This window comes from Paenibacillus sp. UNC217MF (assembly GCF_000686865.1).
Classification (GTDB): Bacteria; Bacillota; Bacilli; order Paenibacillales; family Paenibacillaceae; genus Paenibacillus_B; species Paenibacillus_B suaedae.
In genome coordinates, this window is sequence record NZ_JMLT01000003.1 from 459,831 (window position 1) to 483,816 (window position 23,986).

At 47.3% G+C, this 23,986-nt stretch carries 19 protein-coding genes; 3 read left to right on the plus strand and 16 right to left on the minus strand.

All coding sequences use genetic code 11. From position 1 onward, the window contains the following. Window positions 1-59: 59 nt before the first annotated feature. Together BP95_RS0102250 and hrcA are read right to left on the minus strand one after the other, a co-directional pair. Complete coding sequence (locus tag BP95_RS0102250; protein WP_028531302.1) at window positions 60-1,655, minus strand: TCP-1/cpn60 chaperonin family protein; 1,596 nt, start codon at window positions 1,653-1,655, stop codon at window positions 60-62. Window positions 1,656-1,681: 26 nt separating this feature from the next. Then, the gene (gene hrcA / locus BP95_RS0102255; RefSeq protein WP_021256828.1) at window positions 1,682-2,710 is read right to left on the minus strand and encodes a heat-inducible transcriptional repressor HrcA; all 1,029 of its coding nucleotides are present in this window, start codon (window positions 2,708-2,710) and stop codon (window positions 1,682-1,684) included. A 312-nt stretch (window positions 2,711-3,022) separates the two neighbouring features. Here hrcA and BP95_RS0102260 point away from each other — a divergent pair, with 312 nt between their 5' ends. Next, the gene (locus tag BP95_RS0102260) at window positions 3,023-4,282 is read left to right on the plus strand and encodes a helix-turn-helix domain-containing protein (protein ID WP_021256829.1); all 1,260 of its coding nucleotides are present in this window, start codon (window positions 3,023-3,025) and stop codon (window positions 4,280-4,282) included. 354 nt (window positions 4,283-4,636) lie between these two features. Here the strand turns inward: BP95_RS0102260 and BP95_RS0102265 are convergent, their stop codons facing one another. The 7 genes from BP95_RS0102265 to BP95_RS0102295 all read right to left on the minus strand — a co-directional run bounded on the left by BP95_RS0102265 (window position 4,637) and on the right by BP95_RS0102295 (window position 13,317). After that, entirely contained in the window at window positions 4,637-5,098 is a 462-nt protein-coding gene (locus BP95_RS0102265) for an N-acetyltransferase (protein ID WP_021256830.1), read from the minus strand. A gap of 446 nt (window positions 5,099-5,544) precedes the next feature. Beyond that, the gene (hemW, locus tag BP95_RS0102270; protein WP_051613967.1) at window positions 5,545-6,747 is read right to left on the minus strand and encodes a radical SAM family heme chaperone HemW; all 1,203 of its coding nucleotides are present in this window, start codon (window positions 6,745-6,747) and stop codon (window positions 5,545-5,547) included. 91 nt (window positions 6,748-6,838) lie between these two features. Further along, complete coding sequence (gene lepA, locus BP95_RS0102275) at window positions 6,839-8,656, minus strand: translation elongation factor 4 (protein ID WP_021256832.1); 1,818 nt, start codon at window positions 8,654-8,656, stop codon at window positions 6,839-6,841. A gap of 126 nt (window positions 8,657-8,782) precedes the next feature. Beyond that, window positions 8,783-9,256, minus strand: a complete 474-nt coding sequence (locus tag BP95_RS0102280) for a DUF3679 domain-containing protein (RefSeq protein WP_021256833.1) — start codon at window positions 9,254-9,256, stop codon at window positions 8,783-8,785. Window positions 9,257-9,273: 17 nt separating this feature from the next. Continuing rightward, a complete protein-coding gene (locus tag BP95_RS0102285; protein ID WP_021256834.1) occupies window positions 9,274-10,623 on the minus strand; it encodes a stage II sporulation protein P in 1,350 nt (449 codons plus the stop codon). A gap of 151 nt (window positions 10,624-10,774) precedes the next feature. Beyond that, complete coding sequence (locus BP95_RS0102290; RefSeq protein WP_021256835.1) at window positions 10,775-12,535, minus strand: sensor histidine kinase; 1,761 nt, start codon at window positions 12,533-12,535, stop codon at window positions 10,775-10,777. Next, on the minus strand, window positions 12,532-13,317 hold the full coding sequence (locus BP95_RS0102295; protein WP_021256836.1) for a response regulator transcription factor: 786 nt from the start codon (window positions 13,315-13,317) through the stop codon (window positions 12,532-12,534). Before BP95_RS0102295 ends, BP95_RS0102290 begins: the two co-directional genes overlap by 4 nt. A 237-nt stretch (window positions 13,318-13,554) precedes the next feature. Between BP95_RS0102295 and BP95_RS0102300 the strand changes: the two genes are divergently transcribed. Further along, a complete protein-coding gene (locus BP95_RS0102300; protein WP_028531304.1) occupies window positions 13,555-14,586 on the plus strand; it encodes a M23 family metallopeptidase in 1,032 nt (343 codons plus the stop codon). A gap of 211 nt (window positions 14,587-14,797) precedes the next feature. Here the strand turns inward: BP95_RS0102300 and gpr are convergent, their stop codons facing one another. Further along, entirely contained in the window at window positions 14,798-15,799 is a 1,002-nt protein-coding gene (gpr, locus tag BP95_RS0102305) for a GPR endopeptidase (RefSeq protein WP_021256838.1), read from the minus strand. Window positions 15,800-16,071: 272 nt separating this feature from the next. Here gpr and rpsT point away from each other — a divergent pair, with 272 nt between their 5' ends. Beyond that, the gene (gene rpsT / locus BP95_RS0102310; RefSeq protein ID WP_021256839.1) at window positions 16,072-16,344 is read left to right on the plus strand and encodes a 30S ribosomal protein S20; all 273 of its coding nucleotides are present in this window, start codon (window positions 16,072-16,074) and stop codon (window positions 16,342-16,344) included. Window positions 16,345-16,404: 60 nt separating this feature from the next. On the opposite strand, the gene holA is transcribed toward rpsT, so the two are convergent. The 6 genes from holA to BP95_RS31710 form a co-directional block, all read right to left on the minus strand. Beyond that, on the minus strand, window positions 16,405-17,457 hold the full coding sequence (holA, locus tag BP95_RS0102315) for a DNA polymerase III subunit delta (protein WP_021256840.1): 1,053 nt from the start codon (window positions 17,455-17,457) through the stop codon (window positions 16,405-16,407). A gap of 256 nt (window positions 17,458-17,713) precedes the next feature. Beyond that, on the minus strand, window positions 17,714-19,036 hold the full coding sequence (locus BP95_RS0102320; RefSeq protein ID WP_021256841.1) for an anti-sigma factor family protein: 1,323 nt from the start codon (window positions 19,034-19,036) through the stop codon (window positions 17,714-17,716). Next, complete coding sequence (locus tag BP95_RS0102325) at window positions 19,033-19,581, minus strand: RNA polymerase sigma factor (RefSeq protein ID WP_021256842.1); 549 nt, start codon at window positions 19,579-19,581, stop codon at window positions 19,033-19,035. Before BP95_RS0102325 ends, BP95_RS0102320 begins: the two co-directional genes overlap by 4 nt. 228 nt (window positions 19,582-19,809) lie before the next feature. Continuing rightward, window positions 19,810-22,434: a ComEC/Rec2 family competence protein gene (locus BP95_RS0102330; RefSeq protein ID WP_028531305.1), complete on the minus strand. Its 2,625-nt coding sequence runs from the start codon at window positions 22,432-22,434 to the stop codon at window positions 19,810-19,812. Window positions 22,435-22,569: 135 nt separating this feature from the next. Continuing rightward, window positions 22,570-23,091: a deoxycytidylate deaminase gene (locus tag BP95_RS0102335; RefSeq protein WP_021256844.1), complete on the minus strand. Its 522-nt coding sequence runs from the start codon at window positions 23,089-23,091 to the stop codon at window positions 22,570-22,572. Between the two features lie 115 nt (window positions 23,092-23,206). Next, a complete protein-coding gene (locus BP95_RS31710; RefSeq protein WP_231515030.1) occupies window positions 23,207-23,785 on the minus strand; it encodes a ComEA family DNA-binding protein in 579 nt (192 codons plus the stop codon). Between the last annotated feature and the right edge of the window lie 201 nt (window positions 23,786-23,986).

Here is a 23,986-nt window from a genome sequence, read left to right on the forward strand (position 1 = left end):
TTTATCTATAGTTGCATATACATTGTTACCTAGTTTTAGCTCAGGCGAGCGTTCTCCAATCAGGATCGTGCTCTCATCTTAATTACCGTATGGATGCGAAGCACCGCTGCGGCTACTTCTCCTGCAGCACGCAAAGCATGCAGCTTCACGGCTGCCGGGTCATAAATGCCCGCCTGTGCATAATCGAGCAATGCTCCTGAATCACAGTCAATGCCGATTGCATCATTGTTCGAGGCAAGCTGCGCCGCGCGCGCCTCCTCCAGCTTCTCAAGCGGATTGAATCCGGCATTGAGCACGATCTGTGCCATCGGCTTGCGCAGTGCCTGTGCGACGGCAGCGATGCCGAATGCCTCCATGCCGCGCACACTCTCGCGGTAGCGCTCCAGCCGATAGGCGAGCGCTACCTCTGTCGTGCCTCCGCCGGGAAGCACGCCGCCTTGAATGGCGGCCTGCAGCGCGGAGGCGGCATCTTGGGCGATGCGTGCTCGCTCGCCCACCACCTCGCGCGTGCTTGCGCCGACGATGAGCGTCACCTGCGGGCGATGCGGCGCCGAAGCTGGATCCGGGACGGAGCCGGCTTCGGCGTTCCGGGCTGTGTGGCCCGGCGGTGCCGGGGCATACAGCCGTACGCGCTCCAGGCGCTCATCGTAGCGAGCGCAGGCGGTGCGCCCGAGCAGCGGCTCCAGCTCGCTGCGCTGCTTCGCAAGCGCTGTGCGCTTCAGCGGCTTGGCACCGCTTAGCCGGCAGACGCGCATAATATCCTCGCGGCTTACGCGCTGCACGACCATCATATCGTGATCCAGACAATATTGTTCCGCATCGGAATGAATGCCGCGCTCCAGCACGATAAATCCTACACCAAGCTCGTGCAGTTGTTCCAGCATATGCATGAAACGAGCCTGTTCCGCCATATACTGCTGGAAGCCAGCTTCCGTCGTCAGCAGCTGCTCATCAAGCGCCACTGGCTCCAAGCTGTCCTGCAATACGAGTACCCGGCAGTTCAATCGCTCTGGCAGCCAATCCCGCTGCAGCGGCTTCTGCTTGAGCATTACACCGTGGAACCATTCATTCTCTGCCTTCTCATGCGCGACAATACTGTCTGCATACCGATAATTCGTTTGTCCTAGCTGTTCCCAGCCTACCGCCTGTCCGGCTTCAAGCACGAGCTGCACAATATCCTTTTGCTCTCGTCCTGCTATATGTACAGCGCGATGGAGCCGATCATCACTCCATCCGCTGAGCGGCACCGCGCGATGGCGAAGTTCCTCGCATGCGGCCGCAACCCCATGCATAAGTCCTGTAACCACCTTAGCGGCTGGAACACCGCGTGTGACTTGGGCTACTCCCTCTTGTACCAATGCACCTGCAAGGACGGTAGCCGTAGTCGTGCCATCGCCAACTTCATGCTGCTGTGCACGCGCCACTTGAATGAGCAGCTTGGCAGCCGGGTGGGATACGTCCATCTTCTCTAGAATCGTAACCCCATCATTCGTAATTATGACCTCGCCGTCACCCCCAACGAGCATGACATCAAGACCCTTGGGACCTAGCGTTCCTTCTACTGCTGCGCACAAGGCACGAACAGCCCCTGCATTATTGAGAAGCGTCGCATAACGCTCATCGGTCTCCTGCACATGTCCGCTTGCTTGAGTCATGACGACGCCTCCTTTACCTTGATTCGTTATTTATTCCAGCGCTGCGGCAGCAACGCAAATTGACTCGTTAAATGATTCATCAAATTGATGACCTTCGCATACTCCATGCGTGTCGGCCCCAATACGCCTATCGTACCCAACGTCTGGCCATCTATCGTATATGTCGCCGTAATCAAGCTGCAATTGGCAATCGCCTCATGTGGATTTTCCTGCCCGATACGGACTTGGATACCGGTGGGCGCACTGCCTACGACCTTGATAAGCGTCGGTGTTTCCTCAAGCAGCTCCCAGATCGTCTTAATCTTATCAACGTCCTTGAACTCAGGCTGCGCCAACATATTGGTTGTTCCGCTCAAGAATACTTCACGATGGTTGTCATCCCCGATGAGCACACTCTCAACCAGTGTCATCAGTTCTTGCACATGAGAGACGTATCTACCCATCTCATTGCCGACCTCGGTATATAATTGAGAACGAAGCTTATATAATGGAACACCGACGAGCTTCGCGTTGAGCAGGTTCACGACCTGTTCCAGCTCCGACACCGATATTCCCGGAGGAATCGGCACCGTCTTATTCTCTACATGCCCCGTATTGGTAACAACAATAGCTACTGCAGTATCCTCGTTCAGCGGAAGCAGCTGAAAATGGCGGAAGGAAGCTTCAAATACTTCTGGGCCGAGCGCAATCGACGTATAGTTCGTCATCTGCGACAATATCGAAGCCGTATGCTGCACGATTTCTTCCATTGCCGTTATTTTTTCCGCGAACGCGGATTTCAATCGGCCAACCTCTTCACTCGACAACTTATCCAACTGGACTAAGTTATCAACATAGTAGCGATATCCCTTTTGGGAAGGAATGCGACCTGCAGACGTATGCGGCTGCTCCAAAAAGCCGAGCTCTTCCAGATCGGCCATCTCATTGCGAATGGTCGCCGGACTAAATCCGACATCGCCGCGCTTGGAGATGCTGCGGGAACCCACCGGTTCCGCAAAACGGATATAATCATCAATGATGGCATTCAAAATCATACGTTGTCGTTCCGTCAACATGCGCATTCCCTCCTCGTGAATGTTCTAGCTGTAGTCGTTAGCACTCATCAACGTCGAGTGCTAACCGTTAATACAAAAATACCAAACGGACGAGACCATTGTCAAGTCAGTTCGGTACTTTGGGCGTGCCTATTTTATATGTAGAGCCGTATTCAGCAGTATTATTGATCGAATGCATATTATGTTTGTTGTCAGACCACTCCATCTCTCACAGACTGACTCTAACTTAAATCTAATCATACCAATTCACATGACCTTTCCTATATGGTAAAATATAGGTGATAGTTTTGTAGTGAGAAGGGAGGTATCTATTTGAGTACAACTCTCGTTATGTCATTAGGTGAGTTGTTTAAACAAACTAGACGAGCCACTGGTATGACACAGACTGAACTATCTGAACGATCAGGTATTCAAAAAGGTACAGTATCCAAAATCGAGAATGACGAAGTAAAGAGACCTGAGTTTTCAACCGTTCAACCTTTGGCTGCTGCATTGAACATCTCTTTAGATACATTGATAGATTATTATGTAGAGATTGAAAAGAGGCCAGATTCGTTGCTGCACATTCTCCAATTCACGATACAACACCAGAGCAGCAAAGAAACGGTTTGTAAAGTGGCATCCAAGTATCTCGAATCTGCCAACGAAGATAGTTATGATTTAACTAACAAACTGTACACCATCATCAACTCTATCGAAGATTCTACTATTCAGTTGACATTATATAACCTCATCATTGGATATTCACGTTCACATGGAATCATGCCTTACATTGCTAAAGGAATGTATCAGCGCTACCTTATTGAAAGAAATGACTTCAGCAAACTGAAGGAAACCTATCACGATGGGAAATATATACTTCTCTATTCGGATTTCCTATCGCTATCAGAGCGTATTGAGCTCTATTACAAATTAGGGGTTCATGCATATAACATTAGACTATATTCAGAAAGCATCGAGCACTGTAAGGAAATTTTGACTGAGAACATCATCGAACATAAGGTAAATGCACTAGGTATCCTTAGAGATGCTTACTTTGCATTAGAGGAATACGAAGAATCGGAATTTTACGCTCTTCAATACAAACAATTTAACTACCCGTATGTTCAAGATAACATCATCCTAATGGACGCGATGTTCGCTTCACATAGAGGAGAATTTGAGAAAGCACAATTCATGCTCACTTCGTTCCTAGAAACCTGTAAAAGTGATGCAGCAATTCTAGCTATTAATCAACTGCTGCAAATACACATAAAACAAAACAATCACAAAATGGCTGAGGTACTTATTAACAATAATGAGATTAGCCCCATAAGTGAGGATAATCCTTTTGTTTATCAAAAGTATGCAGATCATCTTCATCTTCGCGGACAGTATTACCTGTCTATTGGTGATTATGCAAAATCTATTAACTCCTTGATTCAAGCAGCCTTGTATTATGCTAAAGTCGATGATACATTCAAGGAGAAAGATTGTCTTAATACTGTAATGCGTATCCACTTGGATTATGACATCCCTACGCAGGATACGTTCGAAAAGTTGAGTACATACTATAAGAAAACGGAGGAGTAAGTATGAAGTTTTTTAAGAAGCTCTATTCCCAGTCTTTTCTTTGCACTCTCGTATTTATTACATCTACTGTGGTAGTTTTGTCAGGCGGTCAGGGTGGAATTCATCCTTGGTAGATTCTTTTAGTAATCCTGACTTAATAAGGTCAGGATTACTAATTTACTATATCTATGGCTTTTTCATAAATGCTAGTCCAAATCTCCGCAGAATCAGCACTCAAGTTCAGCTGTAACCTTTTTTGGGTTATGATTTATAGAATTCTTTATTCAAAATCATTAAAAAAGCCGCCGAATAGTCAGCAGCTCCTTTTGTACCTGATATAGGGCACCAAGTGCAATCTTCTGGATCTTCACCAAGTCAGTCCAACACCTTCATCACTGCGATCTCATCACAGCAATGGAGCTTGCTGCAATGAATGCAATCCGTCCATACCTTCTCTGGGAAGATCTCTTTTTCTACAATATCAAAGCCATTTTTCTGAAAAAACTTCGATTCATAGGTTAAGGCCATAACTTTGGGGATAGCTCGCGCCTTTGCTTCTATAAGCAATTCATCCACTAGCATTGTTCCGATGCCTCTCCCTTTATAGTCAGGCGATATGCCCAATGAGCGAATTTCAACCAAGTCAGCTCCAAGCTGGCAGAGCGAGCCACAGCCAATCAGTTCTCCTTCCCATTCAGCAACGACAAAATGTTCAATCTGCTTCGCCAGCACCTCTCTGGAACGAGGAAGCATAATTCCTTGCTGTGCATAAAATTGAATAAGCTCTGCCAGTGATTCAATATCGTTCTCATCTGCCTTGCGAATCGTTGCTACCATAAGTATAGTCCCTCCAACACAATCTCTATCTATGGATGTACATCCCTGATCAACTCCAAAATATGTACGTATTAATATACATCCAACTGCATATATTATCAAGACTATTTTTACCTGCTTCTCCTTATGTGTAAACGTCGTATTAGCGACTCCTTCAAGCAACATCATGTCCATTATTCATTATGTAAAATACGTAAACAAAGAGAGGCCTGAGCAGATTCTGATGAAACCTCTACAGACATGGCTACTATTACAGGCAGGCACCGTATCGAAATCATTCCTTCTCTTTTTACAACAAATAAAAAAAACGAGCAAGAGAAACAAATCCATGTTCTCAAGCTCGTTTTATCTATTATTGTATCTATTACTGTACCTACTACAACAGTACATAACCAATTGTGATGCCGTTGCCCGTTAAGAGACCAGCCATCCTTATCGTCGCACTGTTATTCCTTCGCAGTGAGCGTACCTACAAACTCTCCGAACACATTATTGCCGAACAGCAGACCTTGCTCCGTCAAACGATATCCGTCATCCGTAGCTTCGATTAATCCCTGTTTCAACAGTCGGCGAATCGGATCAGAGAATACTTTGTCCAGCAGCGCCCCATCGAACTGCGACGCGAAGCGTGTGCTGCTCACACCCTCCAGCAAGCGAAGACCAACCATCATGAAGTCCTCCATCGCTTCACTCTCTTCAATGGTGAACGAATCGAGTCTCGGCAAGCTCTGCTTGCAGGCCTCCACATAGGGATTAACGCCTTTAATGTTCAGATGGCGTCCCCGATTCACATAACCGTGCGCACCTGCACCAATGCCATAGTAATCCTCATTGCGCCAGTAGACGGTGTTATGACGGCTCTCATAGCCAGGCTTCGCAAAATTACTGATCTCATATTGCTCATATCCAGCTGCCTTCATCCGATCCATAATGAGCATATACATATCCAGCTCATCCTCTTCGCTTGGCAGCGGAAGCTCATTGCGATGGTACATGGCATGGAACAAAGTGTTCTCTTCTACCTTCAGGCTGTATATCGACAAATGAGGCAAATTCAGCTCCAATGCCTTCGTCACACTATGATCGAGCATTTCGACCGTCTGATTCGGCAAGCCGAACATCAAGTCGATGGACATATTGCTGAAGCCCGCCTTATGTGCATTTTCAATACTGCGATACACATCATCCGTATTATGAATGCGGCCAATGCCATGAAGAAGGTCGTTATTAAACGACTGAACTCCGAAGCTGATCCGGTTCACTCCTCCGTCTCGCATCGCCCGCAGCTTGTCTAAATCCGTCGTACCCGGGTTCGATTCCATACTGAACTCAATCGAGGGACTCCAGTTCGGAAATGCCTTACGAACGGACTCCAGGAAGTAAGACATTTGATCTGGCGTCAAGACCGTTGGGGTACCGCCGCCTACAAATATCGTATCAATGACGCCTGGAGGATACTGCTCCACTGTATATGCCATCTCCTGCTCCATCGCCCGCAAATAATCCATAACAGGCTGTCCTTTCAGTACGTAGGAGTTAAAATCACAGTAATGGCATTTGTTCGTACAAAATGGAATATGAATATATACCGCGCGTGGAGCACGTGCCGGTATTGATGCTTGCTTTGGTGAAGGTTGATTCGCCGGCATGGCGAGACCCTCCTTTCATGGCTGTATGACACCAGCCTATCTAATAATGATCTTTCTAAAAAAGAGGAGGCGTTCCGCCCCCTCCTCCGAATTAGTTATCGTCGATTTTCAATACGGCCATGAACGCTTCCTGCGGCACCTCAACGCTGCCGACCTGCTTCATGCGCTTCTTCCCTTCCTTCTGCTTCTCAAGAAGCTTCCGCTTACGGGAAATATCGCCGCCGTAACATTTCGCGAGTACGTTTTTACGCATTGCCTTAACCGTTTCACGCGCAATGATCTTCGTTCCGATAGATGCCTGAACCGGTACCTCGAACATTTGACGCGGAATCAGTCCACGCAGTTTCTCACAAATGAGTTTACCACGATGGTAGGCACGATCCTTGTGCACGATAACAGACAGCGCATCGACTTGCTCGTTGTTAAGCATGATGTCCATCTTCACAAGATTAGACCTGCGGTAACCGGACAATTCATAGTCGAAGGATGCATATCCTTTTGTGCTTGATTTCAATTGATCGAAGAAGTCATATACGATCTCCGACAATGGAATTTGATACGTAATCGTTACCCGAGTCGTATCCAGATACTGCATATCCACGAAATCACCGCGTTTGCCTTGGCACAGTTCCATAATCGCTCCTACGAAATCGTTAGGAACGATAATAGATGCTTTGACATAAGGCTCTTCTACAAAATCGATCTTTCCCTGCTCTGGATAATTCGACGGGTTATCGATGTCTAGAGAAGTGCCATTCGTCAACGTAACGCGATAGATAACGCTTGGTGCTGTCGTAATGAGCGGAATATTGAATTCACGCTCAATTCTCTCCTGGATAATCTCCATATGCAAAAGACCAAGGAAGCCACAGCGGAAACCAAAGCCAAGCGCTGAGGAAGTTTCCGGTTCGAATGTAAGAGACGCATCGTTCAATTGCAGCTTCTCCAACGCATCCCGCAGATCGTTATAATCCGATGTTTCGATCGGATACAAGCCGCAGAATACCATTGGATTGATCCGACGGTAACCTGGAAGCGGCTCCAGAGTCGGCTTCTTCGCATCCGTGATCGTATCACCGACACGAGTATCCCCTACATTTTTAATACCGGCTACAACAAAGCCAACATCGCCAACATTAAGTTCATCGACAATTGACATACGCGGCTTGAACGCACCAACCTCGATAACTTCAAATGTCTTATCCGTTGCCATCATTTTAATTTTGCTGCCCGCGCGAATTGCACCGTCGATAACGCGAACGTACACGATTACGCCTTTATACGGGTCATAATGGGAGTCGAAGATAAGCGCCTTAAGCGGCTCTTCTGGATCCCCTGTTGGAGCAGGCACCTTCTGCACCACTTGCTCCAAAATTTCCTTAATTCCGATACCTGCTTTGGCAGAAGCATGAACCGCCTCAGAGCAATCCAGACCGATAACTTCTTCGATCTCCTGCTTCACACGGTCAGGCTCCGCACTTGGAAGGTCAATCTTATTAATAACCGGGATGATCTCCAAATCATTATCTAGCGCCAAATATACGTTCGCCAGCGTCTGAGCCTCAATCCCTTGCGCAGCGTCTACAACGAGCAAGGCGCCTTCACAAGCAGCCAAGCTGCGGGATACTTCGTACGTGAAGTCGACGTGTCCCGGTGTATCAATCAGGTTCAGGATATACTCTTCACCGTCATCTGCTGTGTAGTTCAAACGCACAGCCTGCAATTTAATGGTTATCCCACGCTCACGCTCCAGATCCATCTGATCGAGTACTTGAGCTTGCATTTCACGGGACGTTAACGCCCCGGTATATTCTAATATCCGGTCGGCGAGTGTTGATTTACCATGGTCAATATGTGCTATGATGCAAAAATTCCGAATTTTCTTTTGTCGTGACAGCAATTCCGTCATTCGATTTCAATACCCCCACCACTATGCCAAGATTCAATTTATTTATTATACCGGAATGACCCTCTAACAGCAATGGGGGCATGCAATCCTCTCATCCTGGTAACCTTTAAGGCACACACATGTCGCTTAGAATAGTCCATTGAACAAGCCAACAACCGCTTGAATACCAGCTTGCGATGCACGCTGCAGCATACCCGCCGTCTTGTCCGCCAATTGATTCACAGTAGCATCTTTTACCGGAGGAAGAGGCGCTACATTCGTATTGTTGATATCATTTTCATGATTATTCGCCGTATTACGCTCGGTATCTACTGATGTATTACGATACTTTTCTATAGGAGTGGACTCGTTAACTGTCAAACGAGAGTTGTCTTGAGCGGCAGCGTCTTCGTTCATCTGACGGTTATCCGTCGGCAGATTGTCTCGATTCGAATTAGCCCTGGAATATCGTTCAATCGACTCTGGGGCGCTTGTTATGCGAGATGGATCGATCGGGCCATATATGCGCTCAATCCCCGAAGTAGTGATTTCCATGCCGATAAATACACCAAGCGTTAGCAATACCACGATGCCGATCAGTTGTCTCATAAACCGTGTCATGCAAGCGCCCCCTTGGGTTATCCCTTCGTCCCCACAGATTTCGACTGCGTTTTACCCATCACTGTTTTGCCGACATCTTTCCCGTTCGTTGGATTTGGAATTGGCTTATTGACTGGTTTGGCATCCTTTTTCTTCTGGACAATGTCTGCGATATAATCAGCTAATATGTCAGCAGTACGGTATAATTCCTCCATTGTGTTATCCACACCGCCAACTTCAATAACGACACTATTTGGTGAAAGCGATTGATTATACTCTCCATTGCCTTGTAATGCAGTCTTGCCGAATATTCCCCGGGAAATCCCTGGGTAGTTCTTCTCGAGACGTTCATGGATCTCATTTGCAAACTGCTCATTCTTCTTCCAATTTGGATTTAAGTGTCCGATTATAAAATAAACCCTTGCATAATCCTTCCCATTAACTGTTACAGTGGATTCCTTGCGTCTATTCGAATCCCGATGAATGTCGAAGAAAAATTGCAGTTCCTGATTCGCGCTCATTGCCTGCTTCACCGTCTGCTTCGAATACTTATAGGACATGTTCCAGTTGTAGCCCTCTACACTGGAAGAATAGTCTTTGTTGGAATGGGAAGCTCCAATTCCTCTCTTCTCCAGTTGCTCCTGCAGACGCTTGCCAACAAGCGTAATATTCTTCTTGGGATCATTCGGATTGCTGCTTTCTTTTTTTAATAAAGGATTGAAGGATTCACGGTTATGAGAATGATAGATGAACACAACCTTGCGTAATTTCGAGTCTCCTTCTGTTTGCGTGGGAGAATCCCCTTTATCTGTTCCTGGTTTTGTTGGTGGATCTGTGGACTTAGGCGGTTCTTCTGTCCCATTATCGTTCTCTTCTATAACTTCACCATGCGTCACATCTTGTGGAGGCTCTCCGCCATGCTCACCCTGTGCATTCCCACCTTTGTCTAAGGACGTTGGATAATCCTGCGGTTCGATGCCTGTCTGATTGCCAATACTTAGACGAAGTGGAATTGCGGCATCTCTATTAATCCCTGGCACTTCACCAGCTAGCAGCGTTTTTGGGTCAAGCGGATTCACGTTCGTTGCAAGTCTTACAAGGAACTGAGCCACTTGATTGCGTGTGAGTGTGGCCTCCCCCTCCCCTTGTGGAAGACTCGGCATCTCCAAGGCCATCATGTCTACGAAGAATCGTGTCGAGAGCTGTGCTGCAACACCCTTCATGGAAGACAATGGAGAGGAATTCAGCTTATTCTCCGCCATTCCTCCTAGACCTAATACGATAAAAAACATGGCCGTTCCGATAGACAACAATGCAAACGTCCGCCCCATGACAAGCGCCTGCAGCCATTTCCGCTTCCACTTTCCTACATTAAATGTCCGAAACATGTGCTGTCCTCCTTCATCCGTATTCCCTCTCAGCTCAGCTAAGGATGATTCATCTAAGAGAGTACGTTTACTAGAATCTATGAGGACAATCTATGAAATAGAACAATTAATAAATGTAAAATAAGCAACATAAGCACTATAACAATAGACTCTATGAGTCTACCGAAGCTGGGAAGGTGAAAATGATAGATGTTCCCTCGCCAAGTATGCTTCTGGCTATCACCGTACCCCCATGCAATTCTGCCAATTGTTTAGCAATCGCCATCCCCAATCCCGACCCGCGTACAGATTCATCCGTAGAAGTCCCTCGATAATAACGATTGAAAAGGTTTGATAAAGTCTGCTCGTCCATCCCATTCCCATCATCAAAAAACATTACCTCTAGTTCTTGCTCCTTACGGGTTACCTGTACATGCAGCTTCGTCTCCGGCGGATTATGCAAGAAGACGTTTGCACATACATTATCGATCATTCTCCGGAAATAACGCGGATCTAGCGAGAATAGGACCTCTTCTTCTGGCATCGAACAGACGATACGGTCGGTCGCATTTTCGGGCAGCGGCTGCAAATGTCTCAATTCTTCTCGGAGCCAATCCCGCAAATCCACGATTTCCAACTGCAAGGGAAGACTCCCGCTTTGAAGTCGATAGGTTAAATTCAATTCTTGAATGAGCTCATCCATTACCTCTGCCTTCTGCTTCATCATATTTGCGAATTCGGCGATTTCTTGCTCTGACCACCGATATTGAGGGGCGTTTAAGAGATGCGCATATCCAATAATGGATGCAAGCGGTGTTTTCATATCGTGCGAGATGCCTGCGAGCCATTCTTCCCTCAGTCTCTCATTCCCCTTCCGCGCTTCATCCGCTTCCTGCAAGCGCTGGGCCATGCGCTCTAACGCATGAATTACATCCCCGTAAATTCGATAGTTCCGTTTCCATTTGCCATTGGATTTCTGCGAACGAGGGATTCCACGCGCGTTTACTGGCTCCTTATAATTCCCGATCTGAATCTGCCCCGTCCAATTCATAATATGCTGAAGCGGTCTCGCAAGCCGGGCGCTCTGCCACCATGCCATTCCAATAAAAACAAGGATCATTAAGACAATGACAGCTGATACGGCTATCCAGATTAACTGGATGTTGCTGCTTACTGCAAATCCTGCCACATGGATTGATGACTCTGTTGAAATGTGAGGGCGGTACAGCAGCCATGTTTCCTTCGTCTGAGGTTCATAGCGGTAGGATAGACTCCAGCCGTATCGTTCAGGATACGCACTACGAAGGGCGATATCATATGCGGCATACTGTGTGATCCATTCTCCCGGCTTGCGCCACGATTGCAGTTCTCTTCCATCCGCATTAATATGTTGGATCCAGCCATTCTCATCACGCAGCATCTTATCAGCTTCCGTAAAAGCGTCTTCCGTCCCCTTCGCTCGCGCAGCCAGCCATCGTTCAAGCAATATGTCTTTGGAGGAATCGACACCAAATAATACGGTGATCATATGGTTATTAATAGTTGTTACATAGACGCCTAAATGATAAGGAAAAGGAGCATTCTTCTCCGAGTAGGCAGTAATCTCTCCAATCGCATAATGATTCGGAACATCCGGCGGTACATGATATGACTTGATTACATCTCCCTTCTCATTCACAATTTGCAGCCATCCTCCGCTTGTATTGACACGATTCAACAATTCATCATCCCATGTAACTCTACCTTCATCATCAATTGAAATTGATTCTGAGATGAACCCCCACCCATTACGCATAAAATTGCGATTAAGTTCAAGCTCGTTCATCCGATCGACCATCCAGCCGAAGGTAATCAACACGAAGAATAGCAAAATTGCCCCAATCAATATCCATTGACCACCATAATGCCACGCCAACCGCTTCCCCGTCTTCATCTGTTGTCTCCCTGCGCGTATATTGGCTCTGATTGATCGGCCTCTTCCTTCTCAGGCGGGACAAGCTTGTATCCTAGTCCTCGAACCGTGACCAGCAGACGCGGATTGCTCGGTTGATCCTCAATTCGCTCCCGTATTCGGTGAATGTGAACCATGACCGTGTTATCATCGCTGAGCGAATTATACCCCCATACTCGCTCATACAATTCAGATTTCGAGAAAATCCGATTCGGGTGTTCGCAAAAAAACAACAGCAATTGAAATACCATTGCCGGACACTCCGTAACTTTCCCCCGAACACGAAGCTCTCCTGCAGCCGCATCAAGCTGGAAGTCACCATAGCGGTATATCCGCTTCACCTCCGGGAAAGCAGTAGCAATTGAAGGCTCTGACTTCATCTTATTCGTCATATAACGCTTCAACAATGCTTTGGCTCGAGCAGCCAGCTCCAATGGATTGAACGGCTTCGTGACATAGTCATCGCCACCAAGCGCAAACCCCGTTAACTTATCCAAATCCGTCACTCTTGCTGTCACAAAAATAATTGGGGCATCACATTTCTGGCGGATAAAAGGAGCGATATCAAAACCGCTCTTCCCCGGCAGCATCACATCCAAGATGATCAGATCCATTTGTGAATTATCGATACAACGGATTGCCTCTTCCCCGGTCGAGACACAAGTTATGTATTCCATGCCTTCCTTTTGCAGCACTGCTTGAACCATCTTGCTTAGCGCGAGTTCATCCTCAACGATGAGAATGCGTGCCTCTTGCAAATTCATATCCTCCATCTCCCATTCACTGTGAGATTTATATTTCTATCCTACTTTTGTGCCCATTGTATCACACCGTTCTGTCCCCTTTAGCACCGCTTTCTTAACGCAACCTTAACTCTTTAGGCAGAATGGCTTTAAAATTAAGAAACTAATGAGCTCCTGTTTTCTTTCTGTTCAGCTTTGCATTTTACAATAGCAATAAAAGGCGAGCTTAATTTTTTTAAAATAGGGAGGATGAAAACGATGAGAGTACCTCAACGAAAAATTGCTTTATTGACCGCCTGCATCGCAACGAGCCTGATTGTAGCATTGCCTGCACAAGCTGAACAAAAAACAGGAGGTACAGCCGAGATTGAGAAGTCCGTAACTGGACAGATCGTATCCGTACAACCAGAAACAGCTAATAAACTAACACCTGAACTGGTCTCAACATGGATCCAAGAACGAAATGACTCGCAATTGTACCGCTATTTGTCCAAGGAACTGAAAGAAGCAATACCGGAAGGTTACCTACCAAAGCTGCTTCAAGCACTATGGAAAGAGGGCGAGCGTCCAACCCTTGTCGCCCACAAGAGCTTCAGCGGTATTGAATCCTATGTGTGGACAGATGCAACTGGACTGCGAGGAGTTCAAACAGGAATAGCGGGCAATCAGATCGTAACATTACAGATGTACCCGCTTCACAAATGGGAGTCTGATCTTCATCCAACCAAACAAGCTTATAAGCCACCATTTGTGGGACAATGGTTTGTATTCTGGGGCGGCAATAACGAGTTCTTGAACTATCATTACGAATCATTAGTACAGCGGTATGCCTATGATCTGATTATGGAGCGTGATGGATTCAGCTACAAAGGCGATCCGACGAAAAATGAAAGCTACTACGCATTTGGCCAACCAGTCGTAGCTCCGCGAGACGGAACAGTCGTCCGGGTTGAGAACAATGTTGCAGACAATAGTCCTGTTGGCGTCATGAATGAGAAAGAAATGGCGGGGAATTACGTGGTCATTGATCATGGAAACGGGGAATACAGCATGCTTGCTCATTTCAAAAAAGGCAGTGTTGTTGTCAAAAAGGGCGACGTTGTCAAGCAAGGCCAGCTGCTAGGAGAGTGCGGCAATTCAGGCAATTCAAGCGAACCGCACATTCATTTCCAAGTGTCTGATACACCACAATTTGAAGAGGGCATGTCGATCCGCATTCGTTTTGAAGGCGGGATTGACCCTGTGTACGGACAAACGATTACAGGCCAAAGCGCCGTCGCAACGAAGTAAGCACTTACGAATGATCACTTATTCCCTTATATAGGCAACTTCTATGAAATGAGATATCGTTTCTTCATAGAAAGAGAACAACGAATAGGATCGTCAGAGAACAAGCGAAAAGATCGAGTGCAGGCACACTGAGCAGGCCAGAACTCGATCTTTTTCGTTATAGTCGTGGCGTTATTCCATTGCATAACCACGTCATACTTGTATCGACGACTTAATGCGTATACGCATTCACATTCTCCGTATCGACTGCATCATGCAGTGCAGCATTCAACCCACTCGCAATAATATTCGCCATATCCTCCATGAATTCGTCCACTTCCTTCGGCGTAACGACCAAATCATGGCCTAGCGGCTCCAGTACTTCCTTGACAAGCATTAACCGTTCCTGTTCGTTAATATCGTCCAGCATGCCAAGGATTTCTCTCGTCTGATTCGTTTCCTGCTTGAAATGCTCCTTCATATAATCAATTGCATTATTCACAATCGTGGATGCATAGCAGACCGTTGGCACCCCTATTGCTATACACGGTATGCCAAGAATGTCCTTCGTCAATCCACGGCGCTTATTACCTACACCGGAACCTGGATGGATACCGATATCTGCAATTTGGATGGTCGTGTTCACTCGCTCGAGCGCCTTGGACGCCAATGCATCTATCGCAATGATAACATCAGGCTTCGTCCGTTCTACAATTCCCTGTACAATTTCGCTTGATTCAATCCCTGTTACTCCAAGTACTCCAGGTGCAACTGCACTTACCTCTCGGTATCCGGGACTTACTTGATCCGGCATAATTTCGAAGTAATGCCGAGTAACAAGTACGTTCTCAACGACAAGAGGGCCAAGCGCATCCGGCGTGACATTCCAGTTGCCTAGACCAACAATGAGCGCCTTGGAGTCTTGATTCACCCCGACCTCTGCCAAGAACCCTTCGAACAACTGTGCGAATTTGGTTGCCACTCGATCCTGCAGCTGACTATCCTTGCGCCGCAAACCCGGTACTTCAATCGTAATATATCGTCCTGGGAGACGGCCAATGGCTCGTGATCCTTCCTCGGTCTGAACATGAATCTTCGTTACTTTAATCCCGCGAACATCCTCCACTTCTTCGGATACCCCAGGTATTGGAATTGCACTGTCCGGCTGAGCAATTTCTCTCGATTCTAATGCTAAGTCGGTTCGAACTGAATAAGATTTCAAATCTGCTGTCATGGTAAACGCCTCCCGCTACGCACATCATTTTCTAACGTATATTTTGCGCACAGACGCATTTCTTATACGAATCATGATGTAAGCTAAAGCCAACCGTGACAGAGCTTTGAACGTTCCTTATCCATCGTTCGTGTATTCCGATACCAACATGGTAAATGTATTGCTTTTTAAGTTGTGGCGTGATAGAATACTTTAAGTTGTGAATCTATTTTTCTTAAGAACGAGGGAATTGGATTCTGTTGTCGCACTACGATGCAACGGAGGTGAAATCAATGCCAAACATTAAATCCGCTGTTAAACGCGTTAAAACAAACGACAAGCGCCGTCTGTTGAACGCTTCCCAAAAATCAGCACTTCGCACAGCTGTTAAAGCTGCTGACACTGCTTTGGCGAACAACGAAGCAGAAACAGCTAAATCTGCTGTCGCTTTGGCTTCCAAGAAATTGGACAAAGCAGTGACAAAAGGCTTGGTACACAAAAACGCGGCTGCCCGCAAAAAGTCTCGCTTGGCGACGAAATTGAACGCTCTGCTTGCACAAGCGTAAGCTGGAGCCTTTTCATACTTAGCTAGAAGCGAAGAAACCAGAAGATGAACGCCTCGGCGTTCATCTTCTGGTTTCTTTTTGTATTCTTGCTATTCCTTTAGACATCCGCATAATGAAGAGCTCCAAGCCTAGTACCTTCTCTACTCGGCCTGACTTCATTTCATAGTCGAGTTCTGCCGCCTCCGCTATCCATTGCGTCAGCTTATTTCCATCATAGTCACGCGCTTGCTCGTAAGCCATTTTGACGGCGTATGGATGCAGCCCAAGTTGGGAAGCTGCTTGCTGCTGACTGAAGCTGCGGCTCGTCAATTCCTTCACCTGTACCATAATCCGCAATTGCCGTACGATAAGCGCCATAATCTTAATAGGCTCTTCTTTCTGCTTCAACAATTCGTGCAGAGTATCGAGCGCCTGATCCGCTCGCCGTTTGATAATATCTTCAACAAGCTGAAATACATTCTGTTCTGTGTTCTTGGCAATCAAGGAGTGGATGGTCTCTACCACAACCGTTCCGCCTCTCCCTGTGAACAGACAGCACTTCTCAATTTCAGCCGACAATGTCTGCAAATTCGTCCCTGCACTGTTCAGAATTGCACGGATAGCCTCATCCTCGATCGAGCACTCATGCTTCTCCGCTTCCTTGCGAACCCACATCGTCAGCTCGTCTGCGCTAAGCGGCAGGAAAGGAAGCACTGCTCCAGCTGTCTTGGCTTTCTTAACCGTCTTCTTCCGTTCATCCAGCTTGTCCGCCTGCACGAGAAATACAACAATGCTCGTGTCCATTGGATTATCCATATACTCAAGCAATCGCTCCGTCTGATGCTCAATCTTGCCATCCTTCCCAGATGCGAATACTGTCGAATCCTTCACCAGAATACATTTGCGTGGAACTAGAAACGGCATCGTCTCCGCCTCTGCAACGACTGCCTCAACCGGGTGTTCCGAAGTATCCATCTTCATAATTGCTAATTCACGATTATCTTCACCGACTGCATGCTCTATTAAGAATTGTACGAACTCCTGAATCCGATATTTTTCAGTACCGTACAGAATATAGATAGGGCGCGGAAAGCCGCGCTTAATTTCCTTGACGGCTGCTTTAATATCTACCAAATTGCTAGCCTCCCCTTACGATATAACGAACCTCATCATAGCAGACTTTGACACAAAAACAAAGGGACTGGCACAACATCACTGTTGCGCGAGTCCCTTTGTCCCCTAACATCTATAATAAACATTTGCCACGAAGCTCTAGAAACTCCGCACAAATGGTCATTCGACGTACGGGAAAGCATTCTGTCTTCTTGATACCATACTATACGCAAGGACGTAACAATGTGTGCATGATAGCCCTGCATGTAAGCCCTTTTTATTTCGATTGTTGAATTGTTCCTTGAATGACTTCTTTCTCCGCTGGATTGCCTGCGTCCACAATCGGCTCGAGCGCATCATTCTTCAGTTCATACTGGAGCTTACTCGACTTCCCATCCTCTCCGGATGCGACAACTGTCAGCTTCGAGCTGTCTGCCGACCAAATCAGCTCAGATGGCTTCTCTGCTACAGCAATCGTCTGCAGCTTCGTTCGCTCCTGACCATTTAGCTTATAGAGCAGCAGCTGTCCATTGTCCCATGTCGCCATAAGGCTACCGTTCGGTGCCGTCGCTTCGGCTACAGATGTAATAGAAGGGCCAACAAAGGAATTAATTTCCTTCTGTTCTGGCATCTTATCGCTTCCATCCTTCTGAGGCTCTTTCGGCGGCTCTTCTGCCAGAACCTGTTCTGTATCCTTCTGCTGTGGATCCTTCTTCGCATCTTGTTTCTGCCCATCTTGATTTGGCGGCTGTTTGTCTGCATCCGGTCTTGTTCGCGTCTGTCCACCTGCCACAGAACGATCTGCTGAAACTGTCTCCTGATCCTTCTTAGGATGAGAAGTGCTTTCTTTCTTCTCCACATCCTTCGGTGTCGGAATGCCGATCTTCTGTTGGGATGAGTCTTTCATTTCCTTCTGTCTATCTTGAGTAGACTTCTCCTTATCCGCTTCTCCCGTTTCCTCTGTTGTCGCATATGAAGAAGGTTCGGTTGAATTGTTCTGTGGATCGTTATTCGACGGTTTTTCCTTCATCGGAGAGCTAGATTCGGATTTCGTAACTTGAGAACTATCGGATTTGTCTGCAGTCTCGGTCTTCATGAGCTGCTCGTTCCTAAGCTCACTAAACTCGCCAGCCTGTTCCTCTGTAGGCGGCTTGAAGTTGACAATAAATAGACCAAGCACAAGCCCTGCTGCGATGACAGCGCTGGTCGCACGCCAGCGGATTCGTTCGAACCAACGTTGCTGAGTTGATTGAGGCGTCGCAGTTCCCTTGACGATACGCGGCTCGATAGGCGATCCAGTCGCTGCATGGCCTGCTGACACAGCCTCTTGCGGATATGCTTCTGCATTTGGTTCGACCGCAGCTAGCTGCTCATCTCGATCAATGATATCCAGCGCTGGCATAATCGCATCAACTAGGCTGAATTTCGGCTCGACCTTAGGCAGCTGAACTAATTCCGTATGGAGTCGTTCCAATCGCCTAGCCATCTCACTGCAGGCGGGGCAATGGTTAATATGCTCAGTCAGAAGGTGCTGTTCCGAATCATTCAAGTCTCCATCCAATTTCCGCTGCATAAGTTCCATCACCTCTGAACAGTTCATCCTCGCACACCACCTTTCTCGTAATCTTGCAGCATAGTCTGCAGCTGTTGTCTGGCGCGGAATAGATATGATTTCACCGTATTGAGAGGCAAGTTCAAGCTATCAGCAATTTCGTTATACGAGAAATCTTGCAAGTAGCGAAGAACAACGACAGCACGGTGATGTTCCGGCAGTTGATCAATCGCTTCTCGTATATCCTGCGCTGCATGGGAGGATAGGACATCCCTCTCTACGCTTTCATTGCCAAGGAATGTGAGATTATGCTCCTCTATCGATACAGTCGGCTTCGTGCGGCGGAATTTGTCGATGCAAATATTCGTCACGATGCGCTGTACCCAAGTCTTGAACTGTGCTTTCTCCTCATACGATTGAATTTTAGTATATATCCGGATTAAGGCCTCTTGGGACGCGTCCAGTGCATCCTGCTCATTATTCAGTATGTAATAAGCAGTTCGATACACATATTGTTCGATTTCCCGCAAAAGAGTGATAAGCGCGTCTCTATCGCCAGACTGAGCGGATCGAATGAGTCCTGGCTCTACCACCTTGATCCCCCTCTCTTGCATATCCATTGACGTGAGAACGTCTGAAATGGTTGCAGATGATCGTTACCAATTTGTAGATTAATTTTAATACTTGAAATTCCCATCAATAATTCAACATTAGCATAGCAAAAAACACCCTGAAAAGCATATCAAATTGTCACGAAACTTAAAAAATAGAAGAAAGAAACAGGAAAAGAGCACGTCGCATGACGTGCTGTCTGCTCCATTCTATAAATGTATCCTATCACGCTTCGCCCTCACCTTCAAACCACTAGGCGTCAGCTTGAATTGGATCTCCCCTTCCATATCTGTTCGTTTCACAGGAACCTTCGCATCATGCAGTGTATCCAGCACCTTCGGATGAGGGTGTCCATATCGATTATTGCGCCCTGCCGATATGACCCCTATCTGGGGCTTCCATTGCTCAAGCCATTCAGGTGTAGTAGAGGTTTTGCTTCCGTGGTGAGCCACCTTCAAGACGTCGATAGACTTCGATTGCTGCAATGCAACACGCTCGAGCATCTGCCTCTCGCCATCGGCTTCCAGATCTCCTGTAAGCATGAATACCGCCTGCTTCCTACTTGTTGGATGGGTAAGTGTCAATTGGACGACAAGGGAGGCCTCGTTCTGATTGTCTTGAAAGTAAAGGGTAGAACCATCCGTCGAAGGATAAGGATACATCACCTCTAAGGAGCTCCACGAATCTAGCTCCCATCGCTGGCCTGCTTCCCATTTGCGAATAGGGATCCCTTGATCAATCGCAGTGCGGTATAGACTGTTCATCGAGGCGGAATACTTCCATGTCCCGTTCATAATGAACTGCTTCACCGGGATATGCTTCAGTACAGCTTGCAATCCCCCAGCATGGTCTTGATCGGCATGCGTTAACAGAACAGCATCCAATTCTCTGATGCCTCTCTGCTTCAACAACGGAACAACTACCTTCTCCCCTACCTCAAAGGGCACTCTGCGTTCCCTCCAGCGATCTTCTGGCTTGCGAAAATTCACAGTACCCCCGCCATCAATAAGCATGTGTTTGCCCGAAGCCGTTGAGATTAAGATGCTGTCACCCTGACCGACGTCGATAAAACTAACAACTGCATCATTCGAACGCCCCATGGAATATCCTTGCAGCACGATGAACCCAAGCAAGCAAGCGGCTGCAAGCGCAATTGCTCCTCTATATCGATATCCGCCTGCCGGGATCTGGATAAAATCGAGCGGTTGTGTATCATCAGCATGGTTCAAATTATGCCCTCGATCTCTTTCTCTGCGGTTAATCTGCCTCGCATCCCACCAACGCCGAACAGAAGTCAGCGCCAAGGCGAATCCGAGATAGTAAAGAGCGATCCACCATAATGGAGGGGTCGGCCATATGATCGTAGCACCTTCCATTTGTGCCAGCCAATACACTAGTTGGAACGTAACCTCATTCAACCGTTCAACAAGCCAAACGATCGGTACTGCCGCAGGTTCATATAGTGAACCGACAATCAACGATACTGAGCCAATTGGCAGCACAACAACGCTGACGAGGGGGACAATAACAAAATTAGCCAAAAAGGACAACAGCGAAAATTGATTAAAGTAATAGACAGTAAGAGGCAGCGAAACAGCTTGTGCAACCAGTGTAACCGAGAGCGAACTGGCCAATGTCCGCGGCAAAGAAGCCATTAGCCTCATAGCGAGGGGAACAAATAAAATCAGCCCAGCCGTGACAATAAAAGACAATTGAAATCCGACCTGCAGTACATAACGAGGCTGCCATACCGCCATGAAAATGAAGGCAGCTGCCAGAAGATGCAGCCCATCCTTCAACCAGCCTCTCTTTGCCCCATAAAGGGCTAGGAAAGCCATCATACCTGCACGAATAACCGATGGCGACGCCCCCGTCAACAATACATACATCGGGATGAACCCCATCGTGATCGATATGCCCGTCTCCTTCGTCATGCGCAGCAATCGGAAGAGATACAATAGAGCTCCGATAAGTACACCTACGTGCAATCCAGATATGGCGAGTATATGGGTAAGTCCCAACTGCGAGAACTGTTGATAAATATCCGGATCCATATCTCCCCGTGTTCCCAGGATAAGCCCTTGCATATAGCCGCTATGGGGCTGCTTGTACATATGCTCCAATATCGCCGCCAGACGCTCCCTGCCTTGATCCACATATGCCAGCATTCGATTCCACATGATAGTAGGTGCATAGGAAGAGGTCGTCTCAAGTGCTATTTGCGAGGTCATATGCTGTAAACCCGACACCCTTAACAACCAGTCGATTTGTAAATTATGTAAATATTCTCTGTAGCTGAATCCGCCAAAGTTCCCCGCATCACCGGGGATCTCAAGCTTACCTTGTATACGCACCAATTGCCCTCGGTTCCATTGATGCACCTGTTGCAGTTCCTGCTTACTAGATAGCTTGATTTGAACTAACAGCGTCTCCCGTACACTTTCCATTTGCTTCATTTCTGGAGTTCTCCAGCCTGTAACTCCGAATTGGAACTGCATCCGATCTCCGTCCAACTCCGGCGAGGTTAGGATCACCCCTTCCCATTCTCCGTTCAATTCTTGTACCTGCTCTACATAAGAACTAACCCCCTCATCCGACCAGACACTATCTCCACTCTTCACCGTCAATTGATAGTAGAGTAGAGCCATAAGCAGCAGCAGCGCATACAAGACTGCTTGCATACGTCTGCACCAGCCTCCTAAGACACAAAGCGGCAATACCAGCACAATCCCGAGAGCTGCAATCCAAGCTTCTCCATTCGGGAGGACTGCGCTTAGATGGAAGCCTCCGGCAATCATACAGGCAGCCACAACCAACGGTCGACGTGCCAGCATATCATCCCCCCTGCCCATATACAAAAAACCTCTATACTCGCAAGCACTGCTCTTCGCATTTAAATACGAAACGAACAGTGCTGCTTGAGCACAGAGGTTCTTCCTCATCCCTATTCACAACGATACATTTATCATTTATTCGCTAACTTCATCCATTACCGACTCTGCCGGCGGATGATAATGATCAAGTTGACGGAACACAATTCCTTTATGCTCCATCATCGCAGCCACTTTATCGCTGTCCTTCAAATAAGGACGGTGATATACGATCTCGACAACACCACTGTTGGCGAGCATATTGGCACATGTCCAGCAAGGCTGATCCGTCACGTATACCGTAGATCCCTCTCTATCATTCCGATCCGTGAATAGCAGCAAATTCTGTTCTGCATGGATCGTGCGAATGCAGCGCTGCTTCTTAACCATCTGCGCTTCGCCGTCTACGACAACTTTCTCATATTGTTCTGCGATCATGCAGCCAGCCTCACTGCAGTCAGGAATCCCCATCGGAGCGCCATTATAAGCGGTACCAAGCAGCTTCTTGCCCTGTACGAGCACAGCGCCCACATGCCGCCTTGGACAGCGCGAGCGAGTAGACACCATATAGGCAATATCCATAAAATACGTATCCCAGTCTTTGCGCATAGTCGTTGTCATAACTCCAATCCCCATTCTTCTGCCTTTGTCTATGTTGTGTATGTTATCCTTATTGTAAGCAGGCCTGCGCATTCATGCAACTAAAGACATCACAATGTTGCACATTTCACGCATTTTATTCCACACGTACCTGATCCCGGATCTTGGCCATCATCTTCTTGCCGATTCCCTTCACCTTCATGAGATCGTCAACGTGGCGGAAGGCCCCCTTCTTCTCGCGATATTCAATGATTGCTTTCGCTTTACTCGGGCCAATACCTGGAAGTGTCACCAGTGCAGATGCATCAGCTTCATTAATGTTAAGAAGTTGGGATACAGCTCCCTTAGCTCCCTTGTTCCCAGACGCACTGGAATGCTCCTTCTCCGTCTTAAGGACATCCGTTGAAGGAAGTAAACTAGCGGCCTCCGATTGTCCTCCCTTTCCCGCATCAGCACCATCATCCTTATGGGCTACTGTCGATACGGAAGACTGCTGCTTGTTCTGTGCATGTTGTTCCGCGGCGGGAGTCGACTTCGAAGACATCTTCGATTCCGTGATCTGGGCTTCCTTCCCTTCAGCAGTCATTATCGAATCAATCTCATCATTCAAATCCGTCCAAGTCCCTGCTTGCAGTGACCCTTGCGGCTTCACCCATATCCACATACAGATTGCAACACCGATTACTGCTAGACTCATTGCAATTAGCCATCGCATTGGCAATGCTCTGGTCTTCCTCATTCCTTCTCTCATGTCACCACACCCTTCGTCAGCGAATGACGGCATAATGGTCAACCATGTCATCATATGGATCAATAAGCTTGATAAACTTGTGTTCATCACAAATGAATACGAAGTGAACATAATCACGTCCTACGACAACAGCGGAATAGGCAGAAGCAAAGGGAGGGAACGTAC

Coding starts and splice junctions, on each gene's coding strand:
- BP95_RS0102250 (WP_028531302.1), bottom strand. CDS start 1,655: ATGACTCAAGCAAGCGGACATGTGCAGGAGACCGATGAGCGTTATGCG.
- hrcA (WP_021256828.1), bottom strand. CDS start 2,710: ATGTTGACGGAACGACAACGTATGATTTTGAATGCCATCATTGATGAT.
- BP95_RS0102265 (WP_021256830.1), bottom strand. CDS start 5,098: ATGGTAGCAACGATTCGCAAGGCAGATGAGAACGATATTGAATCACTG.
- hemW (WP_051613967.1), bottom strand. CDS start 6,747: ATGCCGGCGAATCAACCTTCACCAAAGCAAGCATCAATACCGGCACGT.
- lepA (WP_021256832.1), bottom strand. CDS start 8,656: ATGACGGAATTGCTGTCACGACAAAAGAAAATTCGGAATTTTTGCATC.
- BP95_RS0102280 (WP_021256833.1), bottom strand. CDS start 9,256: ATGACACGGTTTATGAGACAACTGATCGGCATCGTGGTATTGCTAACG.
- BP95_RS0102285 (WP_021256834.1), bottom strand. CDS start 10,623: ATGTTTCGGACATTTAATGTAGGAAAGTGGAAGCGGAAATGGCTGCAG.
- BP95_RS0102290 (WP_021256835.1), bottom strand. CDS start 12,535: ATGAAGACGGGGAAGCGGTTGGCGTGGCATTATGGTGGTCAATGGATA.
- BP95_RS0102295 (WP_021256836.1), bottom strand. CDS start 13,317: ATGAATTTGCAAGAGGCACGCATTCTCATCGTTGAGGATGAACTCGCG.
- BP95_RS0102300 (WP_028531304.1), top strand. CDS start 13,555: ATGAGAGTACCTCAACGAAAAATTGCTTTATTGACCGCCTGCATCGCA.
- gpr (WP_021256838.1), bottom strand. CDS start 15,799: ATGACAGCAGATTTGAAATCTTATTCAGTTCGAACCGACTTAGCATTA.
- rpsT (WP_021256839.1), top strand. CDS start 16,072: ATGCCAAACATTAAATCCGCTGTTAAACGCGTTAAAACAAACGACAAG.
- BP95_RS0102320 (WP_021256841.1), bottom strand. CDS start 19,036: ATGAACTGTTCAGAGGTGATGGAACTTATGCAGCGGAAATTGGATGGA.
- BP95_RS0102330 (WP_028531305.1), bottom strand. CDS start 22,434: ATGCTGGCACGTCGACCGTTGGTTGTGGCTGCCTGTATGATTGCCGGA.
- BP95_RS0102335 (WP_021256844.1), bottom strand. CDS start 23,091: ATGACAACGACTATGCGCAAAGACTGGGATACGTATTTTATGGATATT.
- BP95_RS31710 (WP_231515030.1), bottom strand. CDS start 23,785: ATGCGATGGCTAATTGCAATGAGTCTAGCAGTAATCGGTGTTGCAATC.